Genomic DNA, 15098 nt, shown 5'->3' with positions numbered 1-15098 from the left:
GGGCGGGCGGCTTTGCCGGGACACTGGCGGCGTGGGTCAGCCGCTGACGCTGTGGCCGGCTACGTCCCGTCTTCCGCGAAGCGGACACTCGCCAACTCGTCTGCCTTGGCTTGCAGACGCTCACCGAGGTAGGCGTCGGCTTGAAGCAGGCGTTCGGCGTTCCAGCGGATGTCCTCGGCATGTTCCTGTCGGGCAGTGTGCCGTTTAGCCATCGTCGAGAGGTCCGCGCGCCGGGTGTCGGTCACCGAGAGGTCTTCACCGACGCGGAACCCATCGGCTTCCGCGTCGGCGATCGCATTGAGCACGTCGCGCTTGGCGGCCTGGATGTCGCGGCTGCCGTCCTCGGCGATGTTGGCGGCCTCGCGCTGGATGTCGCCCTGATTGCGGACCACACCCATGTCCGCGGTGACGCGATCGATCGCGGCGTCCCTCGCGTCACCGGTCCAGGCCGTGCCACCGGCCGCCGTGATGTTGTGCCGGTGCTGCGCGAAGAGTTCCTCCGACCCTGCGGCCAGCACTCGCCATCGCGTGGCCGCGTTGTCCAGGTCTGAGGTGTCCCAGCTCTCGATCTCCGAGCGGGTGGGCAGACCCCCAGGTGAACTGGGGGTGGTTGCATTCACACGGTCACGGTGACGGCTCGTGCCGCGTCACCGTCCGTTTCGTCATAGCGCCCCGCGCCCACCAACATGTCGCCCGCTTGCCCCGAAATCCGAACGGACTGGTGACCGCGCACTGCGTTGATCGCCACATCCAGTGCAGAGATGCCCGCACTACTTCGGCGGCTGCCGGACAGGGCGTCGTCCGAGCCGGCAGCGAAACCCGCGGCCAGCTCGTCACTGCCGGCAGCGGCAAGCCGTAAGCCGCTCGCGTCCACTTCAAGATCGTTTGCCATGTCAATCCCCCAACTGGCCAACACGCTCGGAGCAGGTTATCGCACGGCTCACGCGGTGTGACATCGCGCCCAACCGAAGGTGGAATGTGTCGGAACCTGACAGATTTGTTTCGTGGCTGATGCGCCCCCGAAAGCACTCAGGCCTCCTCGAAAGAGGAGGCCTGTTCTGGGTGGCAGGTAGTGGATTCGAACCACTGTAGGCGTAAGCCGACGGATTTACAGTCCGCTCCCATTGGCCGCTCGGGCAACCTGCCTGGTGCTGCTCCGCCCCGTTCCCGGTTTGGTGCGACTAGCAGGGTACAACGAGGATGTACCCAAACTACAAACCGGCAGCACTCACCGAGGGAGAGGAGAGGCGATCCAATGGCGGATTCCAGCTTCGACGTCGTCAGCAAGGTCGATCGCCAGGAGGTCGACAACGCGCTCAACCAGGCCGCCAAGGAGCTGGCCACCCGGTTCGACTTCCGCGGTACCGACACCACCATCGCTTGGAAGGGCGACGAGGTGATCGAACTCAGCTCGAGCACCGAGGAACGCGTCAAGGCCGCCGTCGACGTGTTCAAGGAGAAACTGGTCCGGCGCGACATCTCGATGAAGGCCTTCGATGCCGGTGAGCCGCAAGCGAGCGGCAAGACCTACAAGGTGACCGGCGACATCAAGCAGGGCATCAGCAGCGAGCAGGCCAAGAAGATCACCAAGATCATCCGCGACGAAGGCCCCAAGGGCGTCAAGGCACAGATCCAGGGCGACGAGATCCGGGTCAGCTCGAAGAAGCGCGACGACCTGCAGGCCGTCATCGCGTTGCTGAAGGGCTCCGACCTCGATGTGGCCCTGCAGTTCGTCAACTACCGCTGAGCCGTCGCGTTGAGTCCGCGGTGACGGCGCCGGGGACTCGAGGTTTGGCGCCGTCACCGCAGCGTCGATCGGGTGCTGGTCGACAGCTCAGCTGGCAGCCGCTGTCGCGGTGAATCGGCTCGGCCTGCGCGCCAGGCCGTAGTGGCCGCGCAGCGTCGTGGCGGTGTACTCGGTGCGGAACAGCCCGCGCCGCTGCAGGATCGGCACCACGTGCTCGACGAAATCCTCCAGACCACCGGGCAGGTAAGGCGGCATCACGTTGAACCCGTCGGCCGCGCCCGCGGTGAACCACTCCTGAAGGTTGTCGGCGATCTGCTCGGGCGTCCCGGCGAACGTCCGGTGCCCACGGCCGCCGCCGAGCTTGGCGATCAATTGCCGCACCGTCAGCGATTCCCGGCTCGCGAGCTCTTTGACGAGTTGGTAGCGACTCTTGTTGCCCTGGATCTGCTCGATCGGCGGCAGCGGGGGCAACGGCGCGTCGAGCGCGTGCGCGGTGAGGTCGACCCCGAGCATCTGCGACAGCTGGCGCAGCGAGTACTCGGGCGAGATGAGATCGGTGAACTCCTGCTCCAGCTCTCGGGCCGCCGCTTCGGTCGGCCCGAGGAACGGCACGATACCGGGCAGGATCACCACATCGTCGGCGCTGCGGCCGAACTTGACCGCGCGGGCCTTGACGTCGCGGTAGAACGCCTGCCCTTCTTCGATCGACCGCTGAGCGGTGAAGATCGCCTCGGCGTAGCGGGCCGCGAAGTCCTTTCCGGTTTCCGACGACCCGGCCTGGACCAGCAGTGGCCTGCCCTGCACCGACCGCGGCGAGTTCAGCGGTCCACGAACGGTGAAGTGTTCTCCCACATGGTCGATCCGGTGCACTTTGGCCGGATCGGCGAAGATGCCGGACTCCTCGTCGAGGACCAGCGCATCGTCCTCCCAGCTGTCCCACAGTGCGGTCGCGACGTCGACGAATTCGGCTGCGCGCCGGTATCTTCCGGCGTGGTCCGGGATTGCGTCGAAGCCGAAGTTCGCGGCCTCGTCCTCCCCGGCCGAGGTGACGATGTTCCAGCCGGCGCGGCCTCCGCTGATGTGGTCGAGCGACGCGAAACTGCGGGCCAGCGTGTAGGGCTCAAGATAGCCGGTGGTCGCGGTCGCGATCAGGCCGATGTGTTGGGTCGCGGTGGCGATCGCGGTCAGCAGCGTGATCGGCTCGAAGATCGCCTGAATGTTGTGCTTGACGCGGGGGTCGACCGCCAAACCGTCGGCGAAGAACACCGAGTCGAGCCGGCCACGCTCGGCGATCTGCGCGAGGTTCTGAAAGTGGCTGACGCTGCTGAGGTTCCGGGTGTCGGTGCGGGGGTGACGCCAGGCCGCTTCGTGGTGGCCGACACCCATCAGGAACGCGTTGAGATGCAGTTGGCGCGGCAAGGTTCTCCTCTTCTACGTGGTGTGACGCCAGCCCGACAGGCGGTCTTCGATCGCGACGAGCACGCCGTTGAAAGCGACGCCGACGAGGGCGATGGTGACGATGCCTGCGTACATGTTCGGAATCTGAAAGTTCAGCTGGGACGCGGTGATCAGGTATCCGAGCCCCGCTTTCGCGCCGACCATCTCGGCCGCGATCAGCACGAGGATCGATGACGCCGCAGCCATCCGCAGGCCCGTGAAGATCGTGGGCACCGCGGCGGGCAGGATCACCTTCTGGAACAACCGGATCGGTGAAAGGCCCAGTGAACGAGCGGATTTGACCAGAAGTGGATCGACCATGCGGACGCCCGAGATGGTGTTGAGCAGGATCGGGAACGACGACGCGTAGATCACCAGTGCGACCTTGGACGTCTCGCCGATGCCGAGTATCAGCACGAACACCGGGAGCAGGGCAAGGGCCGCGGTGTTGCGGAACAGTTCGAGCAGCGGGTTGAGAAATTCGGCGACCGGCCGGTACCACGCGATGGCCACCCCGAGCGGGATGCTCACGGCAATCGCCACGAGCAACCCGGCGAGCGCACGCGACAGGCTTGCCGATACGTGTTCCCACAGCTGCCCGTTGGCGGCCAGCGCGAACCATGCTTCGACGACCTCGCTGAACGGCGGCAGAAAGACCTTGTCCACCAACCCGACCCGGGGTGCGACCTCCCACAGCGCGAGGAACGCGACGATGACGCTCGTGGCGCGCACCAGCCGCCACGCCACCGCGGTCGCGCGCCGGGGTGGAGGTGCGGGGGTTGACGGGGAAAACGGTGCGACGGCGGGCGCCGCGGCCTCGGCGACCGCACTAGACATGCTGGACCTCCTGGGACTGCGCGCGTTCGACTTCGTCGTGCAGCAGGGTCCAGATGTGATGCCGCTGCGCGCGGAATCCCTCGCTGGACCGCACGTCCTCGGCGCTGCGGTCGATGTCGACGTCGACGATCGTCTTGATCCGCCCGGGCCGCGACGTCAGCACCGCAACCCGCTGTCCGAGGTAGAGCGCCTCGTCGATGCCGTGGGTGATGAACAGGATGGTCTTGCCCGTGGCCTGCCAGATCCGCAGCAGCTCGCCCTGGAGCGATTCCCGGGTCTGGGCGTCCAGCGCCGCGAACGGTTCGTCCATCAGCAGCACCTCGGGATCGAACGCGAGGCTGCGGGCGATGGCCACGCGTTGCTTCATGCCACCCGACAGCTCGTGCGGGTAACGGTCGGCGAAGGCTTGCAGGCCCACCAGTTCGAGATAGTGCTCGGCCAGTCCACGGCGCTCGGCAGCGCGCAGACCCTTTGCCTCCAGGCCGAATTCGATGTTCTTGCGGGCGGTCCGCCACGGCAGCAGGGCGTACTGCTGGAACACGATGCCGCGGTCGAGCCCGGGCCCCGAGACCGGGTGCCCGTCGAGCAGGATCTCGCCCGCCGTGGGTGCGCTCAGGCCGCCGAGCAGGTCGAGCAGCGTCGACTTGCCACAGCCGCTCGGGCCCACCAGCACCAGGAACTCGCCCGTGGCCAGGTCGATGCTGATGTCCTCGATGGCCGTGAAACCGGTTTTCTCACCACGGATCTCGAACTGTTTGGTGACGTTGCGCAGACGCAGCTTTGGTGGCGTGGTCATTTCTGCGCCAGCGTCTGGCCGTCGGGTCCGCTGCCTTCGGGGAAGGTTCCGTTGGCGTACGGGTTGAACTCGTTGGTGTACAGGTCTTTCGCGGTCAGTTTGCCCTGGTCGAGTTCACCGTTGCGCACCAGCCAGTCGATCCAGGTCTGCAACTCACGTTCGGCGATGACAGCCCCCGGCACCGGGATGCCCGAGCTGCGCCAGTAGTCGATGGTCTTGGTGTCCTCGTTTCGGTTGCGCTTGTCGATGATGTCGTGGAACTTCGCGACCACCTGATCGCGCGGCGTGACCTGCGCCCAGCGGACGGCTCGCGCCGTGCCCTGCACGAAATCGGCTGCGGCGTCTTTGTTCTTGGCGATGAAGTCGTCGCGCATCACGTAGGTGCCGTAGCTGAACGCACCGAACAGCGACTTGTCGGTGAACAGCGGTCGGATGCCGCCGCGTTCGGTGGCCGTCTCACGCCAGATCGTGTTGAGCGCCGCCACGTCGATCTGCTTCTCGCGCAACGCCTGTTCGGTGTTGACGGGCGGCACGACCGTGAGTGTCACGGTCTTGATCTCATCTTGGGACAGCCCCTGCTGCGCGAGCCACTCTCTGGTGAGAAACTCGTGGTGCGCACCGAGCGTGTTCATGCCGACCTTCTTGCCGATGAGGTCGCGCGCGGTGTGGATCGGGCTGTCGGCCAACACGTAATAGCCGGTGTATTCGCCGTCGTCGGCGCCGTAGGAGCTCAATACCGACGTGATGGGCGCCCCGGCCGCGTTGAGCTTGACCACCGCGCCGTTGAACGCCGAGCCCACGTCGATGTCGCCGGTCGCCACGGACTGGATGTCCTGCGGGCCGCTCGTGGTGTTGCCGACCCATTCCAGCTTGATGTTCTTGTAGAAGCCGAGTTCTTCGGCGAGTTCCTGGAACTCGACCTCGCCGGCCCAGCCCTGATAACGCACCACGGTCTTGCCGTCTGCACTGTGCGCGGCTTCCCCGGAGGATCCGCACGCCGCGAGGACCAGCGCGAAGATGGCGAGGGTCCAGGCGAACACCGAACGTTTTGACCGCATGCCGGCCATCGTGACAACCAACCGACGCGGGGTAACCCTTTAACCTCGCGGGGAATCAAATCCCGATGTGGTGCCGACTTCCCGGTTGGCCTGGGCCACCACCGAACCCAGCAGGCCGGGAATTGCGGCGTCGACATCCTCGACGCGCAGCCGCTGATGCGTGTGGCCCTCGACGGGTTGACGTTCGATCAGTCCGGCGTCGCGCAGGATGTTGAAGTGGTGCGTGGCCGTGGACTTGTTGATGCCGTCGTACAGCGCCGCGCACTTCACCGGCCCGCCGGCGTTGTGCAGGCGGCGGACCATCTCCAGCCGCACCGGATCCTGCAGCGCACCCAGCACCTGGTGGATGGGCGCGACGGGACGGCGGACCGTCGTGGCTGACTGCGCCTCGACCATGGTGTGCCCTCCATCACGCGAAAATAAGTTTGATGATCATCGAACCCGGCGTACGCTCGACCAAGTTCGATGATCATCAAACTACCGCATCAGGAGTGATCATGACGCCCGTGGCGGCCGACCGCTCGTTCGGTAACGACACACAGCGCTGGGCCTACCCGCTGCTGCTGGTACTCAGCGGCGTCGCACTCGGTGTCTCGGGTCTGCCCGCACCGCTGTACGGCATCTACGAAACGGCGTGGCACCTCACTCCCCTGGCCACCACGATCGTGTTCGCGGTGTATGCCCTCGCGGCACTGGCCGCGGTCCTGATCTCCGGCCGCGTCTCCGACGTCGTCGGGCGCAAGCCCGTGCTGATCGGCGCACTGCTCGCGATGCTCGTCGGACTCGGCGTGTTCCTGATCGCCGACAACATGGCGCTACTGCTGGTGGCCCGAACCATCCACGGCGCCGCGGTCGGTTCGATCGTGGTCGTCGCCGCGGCCGCCCTACTCGACCTCCGCCCGAACCACGGTGTGCGGTCAGGACAACTCAGCGGTGTGGCCTTCAACATCGGCATGACCGTCGCCATCGTCGGCTCCGCAGTGCTCGCACAGTACGCACCGCACCCGCTGCGCACGCCGTACGCCGTCGTCGCGGTGGTCTGCGCGCTCGTCGGCGTCGGGGTGCTGGCCCTGCGTGAGACCCACACCGCCCGGTCGGCCGGTCCGATCCGGATCTCCAAACCCGCTGTGTCAGCCGAGATCCGCGGCGACTTCTGGTTCGCGGCCATCGGCGCGATGGCGTCGTGGTCGGTGCTCGGCGTGCTGTTGTCGCTGTATCCGTCCCTGGCCGCGCATCAGACCCACATCGACAACCTGCTGTTCGGCGGCGGCGTGGTCGGGGTCACCGCATTCGCGGCGGCGCTGGCACAGTTGGCCGCCACCCACATCCCGGCGCACCGGGCCGCGATCATCGGCGACGTGGGCATGGCCCTCACGCTGATCCTGACCGTTCCGGTGTTGGTGATGCATTCCTGGCCACTGGTGTTCGTGGCCGCAGCCCTGCTGGGGGCCACGTTCGGGCTCGGCTTCGGCGGGTCGCTGCGCCACCTCTCGCACGTGGTGCCCGCCGACCAGCGCGGCGAGACCATGTCGGCGTTCTACGTGCTGGCCTACACCGCGATGGCCGTGCCCACGCTGCTCGCCGGTTGGGCCGCGACCCGCTGGGATCTGGCCACGGTCTTCCCGTGGTTCGCGGCCGCCGTGGCGCTGGCGTGCCTGGCTGCCGCAGCGATCGGCGCTCGATCGATGCGTGCGGTCAGGAGTTCAGTTCAGCACTGACGTCACGGCCGACGGTCTTGCCGTCGTCGCGATGGTTGGTGGTGTTGCGGCACTCCCCCGAGATGTCGTACGACAACCGGCTCGGGACGTGCGCGGGCCCCATGATGACCATCACGCCGCCCTGATGGATCACGGTGCCATACGGATTGAGCCCTGGCGGCGGACCGTCGGTCCAGCCCGCAGCCACCATCGCGTCGGCGACCTGACGCGCATAGGTGTCCGCATCGACACCGGCGGGCAGCAGCGAACTCATCTCCACGTGGCCCCGGTACGGCGGCTCCCCCTGGTCGTTGCACGACTGGAAGCTGAAACCGCCGCTCACGTCCTGCAGCACCGCGACGGTGCGCAGCTGCCGGCCGACGTCGATGACCTGTGCCGTCGCCTCGTCGTCGCTCATCGGGTTCGGTACGTCGGCATCCCGGTGAAACAGCATCGAACATCCTCCCAATACGGCCGAACACAGCAGCGCCACAACGGCGAGCGGCACCAGCACCCGGTCAGTTCGTCGGTTTGTAGCCATGGTCAAGAGTCACAGAGCTCCCTGGTCGGTCGGCTTCGGGGTCGATGAACGCGGGCACCCCTGGAATATCGGTGTCGATGTGCGGCAACGGGATTGACCCGATGCCCGGCACGTCGACGTGGTCGGGTGTGCTGATGTGAGGCTGATGCCGCCCCTCGGCCAGCAGACCGTCACTGGTCAGGCGCTCACTGTGACCACTGGCGATGTCGGTCATGGCCCGCAGCGCCTCGCTGCCCTTCTCGTAGTACCGCGAATGATCGTGGAAACTCACGCCGTCCTCGCCGGCCACCTCGGCCCGGAACCGCACCGAACCGTACTCGTCGCCGGCCGGGTCGGTGCCCAGCCCGGCCTGTGCGCCGACGGGATATCCCAGCATCTCGTTGAGGACGTTGGCGGGTATCGCTCCGGGGTTTCCCAGCCAGCTGACCGGGTCGGTGGACGCCGACCCCACATAGACCTGACCGCCGTCGACGTGGAAATCGGCCGCGCTCTTGGCGAGATCGGTTCCCGGACAACCGATCAGCACCGCGTCGTTGGCCTTCATCCCGCTGCCCGCGAACGCGTCGGCCACGGTGGTCGACCCGTACGAGTGGCCGATGACCGTGACGTGCGACGGTTTCGACGGATCATGCGTGACGCCAAGGGCATTCACGTCGGCGGCGAGCAGCGCGCCACCACGGCGCGCCAGGTCGGGGTTGGCGATCCGCGGATCGGTGAAGCTGTCCGGCGCGTCGTACCCCATCCACATGACGACCGCGGTGTCGTTGTTCCGATCGGCCAGCCGGGACTATCCGCTCTTCCGCAAGTTCGTTTGAGGAGAGGTAAGCCCAGCTCGGACGTATTCGCTGGTGAAGCCATGCGATGAGACCTTTCCGACCGCCGCGCAAGAATACTGACACGTCTCTCGAAATCCCACCCACAGGATGTGAATGTAATAATCTGCTCGGGATTCCTGAAGTTGCGTCGAAGGAGCACGATGCTGAACGTTGTTCGGGATTTGCGTTCGCCCCGGTCGCTGACTGATCCCGATGGCGTTGCGGCGTACCAAGAACACCTGATGGCCGAATATGTGTTGACGCGCATGGCGCATGGTGTGGCTGACAGCACGATCCGCAAGGAAATCGCGGCGGTTGAAGAGTTTCTCACCGTGGCTGAGGTACCCGCGTGGGAGATCGAGCCGGTCCACGCCGATCGCTTTCTGGGCCAGCATCAACGGAAGAACGCGCCAGCGACGCGAATGGGCAAGGCCGTGGCGGTCGATTTGTTCTTCGCCTTCCTTGAGCTGCGGTATGCGGGCGAGATCCACGAGCTCACCGGCCGGGTGGTGGCCTCGCCGATCGATTCGTGTAACCGGCCCCGGCATCGGGGCGAGTTCAAGGTCCGAGTGCCACCATCGAGCCGCGATCTGGCGGCATTCTTTGTGGCGTGGCGCGATTCGCTTGCCAGTCAACGCAGATGGTTGACCGCTACCCGGTCGTATGTGATCGCACGGCTTGCCGCGGAAGTCGGGCTGCGTCTTCAGGAAGTGTGCATGCTCGCGATCGAAGACCTGCACTTCTCTCACGGCCCGCTGGGGAAGATCCATGTCCGGATGGGCAAGGGATCGCGCGGTTCTGGCCCCCGCGAACGACTGGTCCCGATGCTCGGTGACACCCGGCCCCTGCTGACGTGGTGGGTGCAGGAGGTCCGAGGCGAGTTCCGCGACGACTGGACGCTGCCCCGGGCGCCGCTGTTTCCCTCTGAACGCGATGGTCCGATCAGCGGATCGGTTTTCGCCAAAGCTCTTGGGGAAGCGGCCGAACGTCATCTGCAGGGTCCGGTGCGAACGCTGACCCCGCACGTGCTCCGGCATGCCGCAGCGTCCCGGCTCTACGGCGAAGGCGTCAGCCTCGACGCGATCCAGCAACTTCTCGGGCATCGGTGGTTGTCCACCACGGTTCGCTATGTGCACGTGACCGACGGGACGATTGAGGCGGAGTACCTGGCTGCTGCTGAACGATCCGCCTCCAGATTCAAGGAGACCAGCTGACATGAAATGGAACTTGCGGCTCGTCGCCGCGCAGCGCAGCATATGGCGCGCTTCAGATCTGCGCCGACTGCTCGCCGAGCAAGGCTTGGTGATATCGGCAGGCAAGATGTCACATCTGTGGGCCGGTGAACCGATTTCGATCCGCCTGGATGATCTGGACATCATCTGTTCGGTCCTGGACTGCGAGCCCGGGGAGTTGCTCATCCGCGATAGCGAAGCGGCTAAGCGCACCTCACCGCAGAGCGCGCCGCTGGCCGCCAATGGCCCTGCGGTGCAACCGAAAGCCCGCCGCGGCCACCGACCTGCGCCGCCCGTATGAGCGATCGGGAGCCGATCGTCGTCTGCCGGGAATGTGGACGCCAGGGCAGAGGACGGGTGCATTCGCAGCTCTGCAACGCCTGCCGAGCCCGGAAAATGCGCACGCCGCGAAACTGCGACAACTGCGGCCTTTTTCGACGACAGGTCGCCAAAGGCCTGTGCGCCACCTGCTATCGCGTATCGCGGCTTCACGACGGACTGTGCCCCGGATGCAACAAAGTCCGTCCCATTGAGGGCAAACACGCCTTGTGCGAGGCGTGCGAAAGGCGGTCCCGGGCACGCGCCGGCACCTGCACCGACTGCCACCGCGATTTTCGCCGCCTCTACGGTGCGCGCTGCCGGCAGTGCCAGCGCCGCGCCGCCAACCCCACGGGCCGATGCCAAGACTGCGGGGAAACCGGCGAGATCATCGCCGGCCGCTGCAAGAACTGCTATGAGCACTTTCGGCGGCACGGCACCGGTGACTGCCCGGCCTGCGGCCAACGATTCCCCATCGGTGCGAATGGACTGTGCCGCAACTGCACCAACAAGCGCCGCGCCATACACGTCCGCAATACCCCGACCGGCAAACTCCTGCTGGCTCAGATGACCATGTACGGGCGGGCTCGCGGCTGGTCCCCCGGGGTCCTGACCGTCGCGCGCACCAGCCTGCGGATCGTCCTCGCCGGCAGCGATGTTCTGGGCCCGCCGCCGTGGACCAGTAACGCCATCAAAGAATTGCTCGACACCACCGCCAGCCACCGCGCCAACAACGCAGTCCAGCGCGTCATCGACTTCCTCACCGACGAGGGACTCGCGACGTCCAGCACCGAAGCCACATTCCAGCTCTGGCTCGACACCCAGTTCGCCGACCTGTGCCCACAGATCCGCTCCGAACTTCACATATGGACCGAAAGACTCCTCGGCCGCGGCGACCGACCACAAAAACCCTTGCAATACCAGACGATTCGCTCGTACGTCTGGATCCTCACCACGCCCCTGGCCAACTGGTCGCAGACCTACGACTCGCTGCGCGAGGTCACCCCGGAGGGCATCGACGAACAAGTCGCTACCTTCTCGGGAGCCAAACGAGGCCTGGCCGCCAGCGCCATGCGCTCGCTGTTCAAAACCCTTAAAACACAACGAATCATCTTCGCCAATCCCACCAGGCACCTCAGCGGACAGAACATCAAAACGGCGGCGCCGATCGGGCTGCAACCCCAAGACCGAGCCCGGTTGTTCGCTGACGACCTCAGGCCCGACGAACACTTGATGGTGCTGCTGGCCGGCGTCCATGCGATGCGCGCAGGCCAAATCGTCACTCTCCGAATCGATGATGTGGACCTGACCGCAGGTACCATCGCCGTCGCGGGTAAGCCGCGCGCGCTCGACAGCCTCACCGGCCAATACCTCATTGCGTGGCTCGAATACCGGCGCCAACGCTGGCCCAACACGGCCAACCCTCACCTGCTGGTCAACTATCAGAGCGCCAACACCGTCGCCGCGGTACCCACTGGCCACATCAGCGCCACATTCCGAAGGCTCGGGTACACAGCCCACCAACTGCGCGTCGATCGCTTCCTCGACGAGGTCCATAACGGCAACGCAGACCCGCTGCGCTTCGCGCACCTGTTCGGCGTCACTGCTCCAACGGCTCTGCACTACTGCGCAGACGCCACCGCGCTCGACCACCACGACGACGGCCGCGACACCGACTGAACCTGCGCCAAAGCAGCGCTCACACCCGATACGATCCGCAAGTTCGACCAACTCGCGACCGCGAGAGCGCCAATCGTTGTTCAGTAATCCTGAACTTGCGGTCTTTTGTTCGTACATGTTGATGGCGTCGTCGTGGCCGTCGGCCAGCCAGCCGTCCCGTACGCTGCTGCCGGTCCCGGGCACGATCACCGCGGTGTTCCTGGCGGTGTCCGGGTTGCCGATCGTGATCGCGGCGCGGCCCTGGCCGTTGTCGGCGAGCGGATCGTAGGCCATCAGCATCACGGGCCGCGGGGCTTTCGGGTCGCCGCCGCGCTGATGGGCCAGCCCCTCACCGGTGCGCCGGGCGTTGTAGAACCGCGTGGCGTCGACCTGGGTCAGGCCGTACTTCTCCGGGTTCTTGACGACGTCGTCCTCGGATACGCCGTTGCGGCCCGCGATGTCGCGGACCCGCTTGAGGTCGTCCTCCATGACCTTCTGGTTGACCTGATCGCGGTCGACGATCGGAATGCCGTTCAGGTTGCCGAGACCGGCGGGATGCGCGGCCCTGAGCCCGTCGCGCTGCTCGGGGCTCAGCGAATTCCACCACTTCTCCACTTCGGCCGCGTCGGTGCCGGGCGGGGGCAGCTGAATGTCCTGACCGCCGACCTTGACCGAAGCCCCCGGCGGCGGCGCGGCGGCGGCTTGCTCGATGGCCGCCGCGGTCGACGCGTCGACGCTGTCGAATGTCTCGAGCAGGTGTTTGAGGAAGCCCGTGAACTTCTCCGCGAGCCCGTCGAGGAACCGCCCGACGAGCCACTGATGCGGCGTCACGGTCCCGTCGTCGGCCACCGAAAACCCCATGGCCGCCAACGTGTCCGCCATCGTCACGATGGCACTGCGCAGCGCGTCCAACTGTTCGCCGCCGTCGCGCAACGCGGTCTGCATCTGCACCAGCCGGGCGCGGAACTTCTCCTGCTCGGCGATCAACTGCCGGCCCTTGGCGATCGCTGCCGCGGCCGCGTCGCCCTCCCACGCGTTCTGCAGGCGCTCCAGCTGCGTGCGCTCGCCGTCGATGACGGCCTGCAGCGCATCGATTTTGCCGCCCATCCCGCCGGCGGCGTCGATCAAAGCCTGTGGTTGCGACGCCCTCACGGTTGACATGGAAACCGACACCGACACCCCCGCTTCGAACGTCCCGACGCATCATCGCACGCGCAACTGCGGGTCGGACGCGGCAATCTTCGCCCCGGCCCTGCGCAGTTCAGCAAAGCCGCGGTCCGCAGCGCATCCCGGCAATACTCTGATCGCCATGGCATCAGCGCAGCGCGAACCCAAGGTCGTCGTTCTCGGTGGAGGCTCGTGGGGCACCACGGTGGCCTCGATCTGCGCGAGACGCGGGCCGACGCTGCAGTGGGTGCGCTCGGAGGAGACCGCCAAGGACATCAACGACAACCACCGCAACTCGCGCTACCTCGGCGATGAGGTCGCGCTGCCGGAAGGCCTGCGCGCAACCAACGACTTCTCCGAAGCGGCCAACTGTGCCGACGTGATCGTGATGGGCGTGCCGTCGCACGGCTTCCGCGGCGTGCTGCAGGAACTCGCGAAGGAGCTGCGGCCGTGGGTTCCCGTGGTGTCCTTGGTCAAGGGCCTTGAGCAGGGCACCAACATGCGGATGAGCCAGATCGTCGACGAGGTGCTGCCCGGGCATCCGGCGGGCATCCTGGCCGGGCCGAACATCGCCCGTGAGGTCGCCGAGGGCTACGCGGCCGCGGCCGTGCTGGCGATGCCCGACCAGCACCTGGCGGCGAAATTGGCAGAGCTGTTCCGCACCAAGCGCTTCCGCACGTACACGACCGACGACGTGATCGGCGTGGAGATGGCCGGCGCGCTCAAGAACGTGTACGCGATATCGGTCGGCATGGGCTACTCGCTGGGCATCGGCGAGAACACCCGGGCCATGGTGATGGCCCGGGCGGTCCGCGAGATGTCCAAGCTGGGCGAGGCCATGGGCGGGCACCGCGACACGTTCGCGGGCCTGGCGGGCATGGGCGATCTGATCGTCACCTGTACCAGCCAGCGCAGCCGCAACCGCCACGTCGGCGAGCAACTGGGCGCGGGCAAGAAGATCGACGAGATCATCGCGTCGATGAACCAGGTGGCCGAGGGCGTCAAGGCCGCGAGCGTGATCATGGAGTTCGCCGAGAAGTACGGGCTCAACATGCCGATCGCGCGGGAGGTCGACGGCGTGATCAACCACGGTGCAACGGTCGAGGACGCCTACCGCGGCCTGGCCGCCGAGAAGCCGGGCCACGAGGTGCACGGCTCGGGCTTCTGACAGCGCTCAGCCACCCCGAACCGCGGCCTTGAAATCCTCCGCCCCGACAGGCGGCGCGATGGTCCACAGCACTTCGGCCTCGCCGTCGGTCGGGTTGTGCCAGTCGTGGAGCTGGGTGGCGCCGAAGGTCATGCTGTCGCCGGTGTTCAGCAGCGTGGTCTGCCCGTCGACCGTGATGCTGAGCTCACCCTTGAGCACGTACACGAAAATCGTTGTGGCATCGAGCCGGTAGGCGCCGCCCGAACCGCCACCGGGCCGCATCACGGTGTGCATCACCTGCACGTGCCGCTCGGATTTCGGGGTGAGCAGTTCCTCCCTGACGTCGTGCCCGCCCATCTCCAGGGGCGCGCCGGCACCGCTGCGGACGATCGGCGCGCTGGGGTATTCGAACAGGTCGCCGATGCCGATCCCCAGGGCATCGCAGATCCGGATCAAGACCGGCACCGAAACGTTGGTCATGCCACGTTCGGCCAGGCTCAGAAAACCCTTGGTGACCTCGGCGCGGCTCGCCACATCGTTCAGGCTCAGCCCGCGTTGGGTGCGGAACTCCCGCAGGCGCGCCCCCGCGCGGCCCATTCCGGTCTCTTCGCCGTCTGCCACGGCAACCCCTCCCCTGGGCTGTTGAC

Annotated in this window: 16 protein-coding genes, 1 tRNA gene and 1 pseudogene; 7 read left to right on the top strand and 11 right to left on the bottom strand. The window is 66.5% G+C overall.

Translation table 11 applies throughout. The features are described 5' to 3' along the window. Window positions 1–59: 59 nt before the first annotated feature. The 3 genes from G6N67_RS19935 to G6N67_RS19925 form a co-directional block, all read right to left on the bottom strand. Window positions 60–620, bottom strand: coding sequence for a hypothetical protein (locus tag G6N67_RS19935; protein ID WP_036429375.1), 561 nt, complete (start codon window positions 618–620; stop codon window positions 60–62). Further along, window positions 617–892, bottom strand: a complete 276-nt coding sequence (locus G6N67_RS19930; protein ID WP_036429376.1) for a hypothetical protein — start codon at window positions 890–892, stop codon at window positions 617–619. The genes G6N67_RS19935 and G6N67_RS19930 overlap by 4 nt, the downstream gene beginning before the upstream one ends. A 171-nt stretch (window positions 893–1063) precedes the next feature. Then, window positions 1064–1146 (bottom strand) — tRNA-Tyr (locus G6N67_RS19925). Between the two features lie 109 nt (window positions 1147–1255). Here G6N67_RS19925 and G6N67_RS19920 point away from each other — a divergent pair. Next, a complete protein-coding gene (locus tag G6N67_RS19920) occupies window positions 1256–1747 on the top strand; it encodes a YajQ family cyclic di-GMP-binding protein (protein WP_036429377.1) in 492 nt (163 codons plus the stop codon). Window positions 1748–1834: 87 nt separating this feature from the next. Here the strand turns inward: G6N67_RS19920 and G6N67_RS19915 are convergent, their stop codons facing one another. The 5 genes from G6N67_RS19915 to G6N67_RS19895 are packed head-to-tail and all read right to left on the bottom strand — an operon-like array spanning window position 1835 to window position 6271. Further along, window positions 1835–3166 (bottom strand): LLM class flavin-dependent oxidoreductase, encoded by a 1332-nt coding sequence (locus G6N67_RS19915; RefSeq protein WP_036429378.1) that lies wholly within the window; start codon window positions 3164–3166, stop codon window positions 1835–1837. A gap of 12 nt (window positions 3167–3178) precedes the next feature. Beyond that, window positions 3179–4021, bottom strand: coding sequence for an ABC transporter permease (locus tag G6N67_RS19910; protein ID WP_036429379.1), 843 nt, complete (start codon window positions 4019–4021; stop codon window positions 3179–3181). Continuing rightward, window positions 4014–4817, bottom strand: coding sequence for an ABC transporter ATP-binding protein (locus G6N67_RS19905; RefSeq protein WP_036429380.1), 804 nt, complete (start codon window positions 4815–4817; stop codon window positions 4014–4016). Before G6N67_RS19905 ends, G6N67_RS19910 begins: the two co-directional genes overlap by 8 nt. After that, window positions 4814–5875: an ABC transporter substrate-binding protein gene (locus G6N67_RS19900; RefSeq protein WP_036434525.1), complete on the bottom strand. Its 1062-nt coding sequence runs from the start codon at window positions 5873–5875 to the stop codon at window positions 4814–4816. Before G6N67_RS19900 ends, G6N67_RS19905 begins: the two co-directional genes overlap by 4 nt. A gap of 39 nt (window positions 5876–5914) precedes the next feature. Further along, window positions 5915–6271 (bottom strand): ArsR/SmtB family transcription factor, encoded by a 357-nt coding sequence (locus G6N67_RS19895; RefSeq protein WP_036429381.1) that lies wholly within the window; start codon window positions 6269–6271, stop codon window positions 5915–5917. 101 nt (window positions 6272–6372) lie between these two features. Here G6N67_RS19895 and G6N67_RS19890 point away from each other — a divergent pair, with 101 nt between their 5' ends. Then, the gene (locus tag G6N67_RS19890) at window positions 6373–7593 is read left to right on the top strand and encodes an MFS transporter (protein WP_036434527.1); all 1221 of its coding nucleotides are present in this window, start codon (window positions 6373–6375) and stop codon (window positions 7591–7593) included. Here the strand turns inward: G6N67_RS19890 and G6N67_RS19885 are convergent. Both G6N67_RS19885 and G6N67_RS19880 read right to left on the bottom strand, forming a co-directional pair. Next, window positions 7571–8026, bottom strand: coding sequence for a lipoprotein LppJ family protein (locus G6N67_RS19885; protein WP_229480172.1), 456 nt, complete (start codon window positions 8024–8026; stop codon window positions 7571–7573). The genes G6N67_RS19890 and G6N67_RS19885 overlap by 23 nt on opposite strands. A 64-nt stretch (window positions 8027–8090) precedes the next feature. Continuing rightward, window positions 8091–8900 (bottom strand): annotated as a pseudogene (locus tag G6N67_RS19880) (alpha/beta hydrolase); the annotation flags it as partial. Window positions 8901–9089: 189 nt separating this feature from the next. Between G6N67_RS19880 and G6N67_RS19875 the strand changes: the two are divergent. The 5 genes from G6N67_RS19875 (at window position 9090) to G6N67_RS19855 (ending at window position 14472) form a co-directional block, all read left to right on the top strand. Further along, window positions 9090–10142, top strand: a complete 1053-nt coding sequence (locus G6N67_RS19875; protein WP_036429383.1) for a tyrosine-type recombinase/integrase — start codon at window positions 9090–9092, stop codon at window positions 10140–10142. Between the two features lies 1 nt (window position 10143). After that, entirely contained in the window at window positions 10144–10461 is a 318-nt protein-coding gene (locus tag G6N67_RS19870) for a helix-turn-helix domain-containing protein (protein ID WP_036429384.1), read from the top strand. A gap of 95 nt (window positions 10462–10556) precedes the next feature. Further along, on the top strand, window positions 10557–12158 hold the full coding sequence (locus G6N67_RS19865; protein ID WP_079481882.1) for a hypothetical protein: 1602 nt from the start codon (window positions 10557–10559) through the stop codon (window positions 12156–12158). A gap of 132 nt (window positions 12159–12290) precedes the next feature. Then, complete coding sequence (locus G6N67_RS19860) at window positions 12291–13295, top strand: hypothetical protein (RefSeq protein WP_131524563.1); 1005 nt, start codon at window positions 12291–12293, stop codon at window positions 13293–13295. A 151-nt stretch (window positions 13296–13446) separates the two neighbouring features. Beyond that, window positions 13447–14472, top strand: coding sequence for an NAD(P)H-dependent glycerol-3-phosphate dehydrogenase (locus G6N67_RS19855; protein ID WP_036434534.1), 1026 nt, complete (start codon window positions 13447–13449; stop codon window positions 14470–14472). Window positions 14473–14478: 6 nt separating this feature from the next. Here G6N67_RS19855 and G6N67_RS19850 read toward each other — a convergent pair whose 3' ends face one another. Then, on the bottom strand, window positions 14479–15072 hold the full coding sequence (locus tag G6N67_RS19850) for a helix-turn-helix domain-containing protein (protein ID WP_229480174.1): 594 nt from the start codon (window positions 15070–15072) through the stop codon (window positions 14479–14481). Between the last annotated feature and the right edge of the window lie 26 nt (window positions 15073–15098).

Source organism: Mycolicibacterium mageritense, assembly GCF_010727475.1.
GTDB lineage: Bacteria > Actinomycetota > Actinomycetes > Mycobacteriales > Mycobacteriaceae > Mycobacterium > Mycobacterium mageritense.
The sequence above is the reverse complement of the archived record's forward strand: the minus strand, read 5'-3'. Positions and strand labels throughout refer to the sequence as shown.

Coding starts and splice junctions, on each gene's coding strand:
- G6N67_RS19930 (WP_036429376.1), bottom strand. CDS start 892: ATGGCAAACGATCTTGAAGTGGACGCGAGCGGCTTACGGCTTGCCGCT.
- G6N67_RS19920 (WP_036429377.1), top strand. CDS start 1,256: ATGGCGGATTCCAGCTTCGACGTCGTCAGCAAGGTCGATCGCCAGGAG.
- G6N67_RS19910 (WP_036429379.1), bottom strand. CDS start 4,021: ATGTCTAGTGCGGTCGCCGAGGCCGCGGCGCCCGCCGTCGCACCGTTT.
- G6N67_RS19905 (WP_036429380.1), bottom strand. CDS start 4,817: ATGACCACGCCACCAAAGCTGCGTCTGCGCAACGTCACCAAACAGTTC.
- G6N67_RS19900 (WP_036434525.1), bottom strand. CDS start 5,875: ATGCGGTCAAAACGTTCGGTGTTCGCCTGGACCCTCGCCATCTTCGCG.
- G6N67_RS19895 (WP_036429381.1), bottom strand. CDS start 6,271: ATGGTCGAGGCGCAGTCAGCCACGACGGTCCGCCGTCCCGTCGCGCCC.
- G6N67_RS19890 (WP_036434527.1), top strand. CDS start 6,373: ATGACGCCCGTGGCGGCCGACCGCTCGTTCGGTAACGACACACAGCGC.
- G6N67_RS19885 (WP_229480172.1), bottom strand. CDS start 8,026: ATGCTGTTTCACCGGGATGCCGACGTACCGAACCCGATGAGCGACGAC.
- G6N67_RS19875 (WP_036429383.1), top strand. CDS start 9,090: ATGCTGAACGTTGTTCGGGATTTGCGTTCGCCCCGGTCGCTGACTGAT.
- G6N67_RS19870 (WP_036429384.1), top strand. CDS start 10,144: ATGAAATGGAACTTGCGGCTCGTCGCCGCGCAGCGCAGCATATGGCGC.
- G6N67_RS19865 (WP_079481882.1), top strand. CDS start 10,557: ATGCGCACGCCGCGAAACTGCGACAACTGCGGCCTTTTTCGACGACAG.
- G6N67_RS19855 (WP_036434534.1), top strand. CDS start 13,447: ATGGCATCAGCGCAGCGCGAACCCAAGGTCGTCGTTCTCGGTGGAGGC.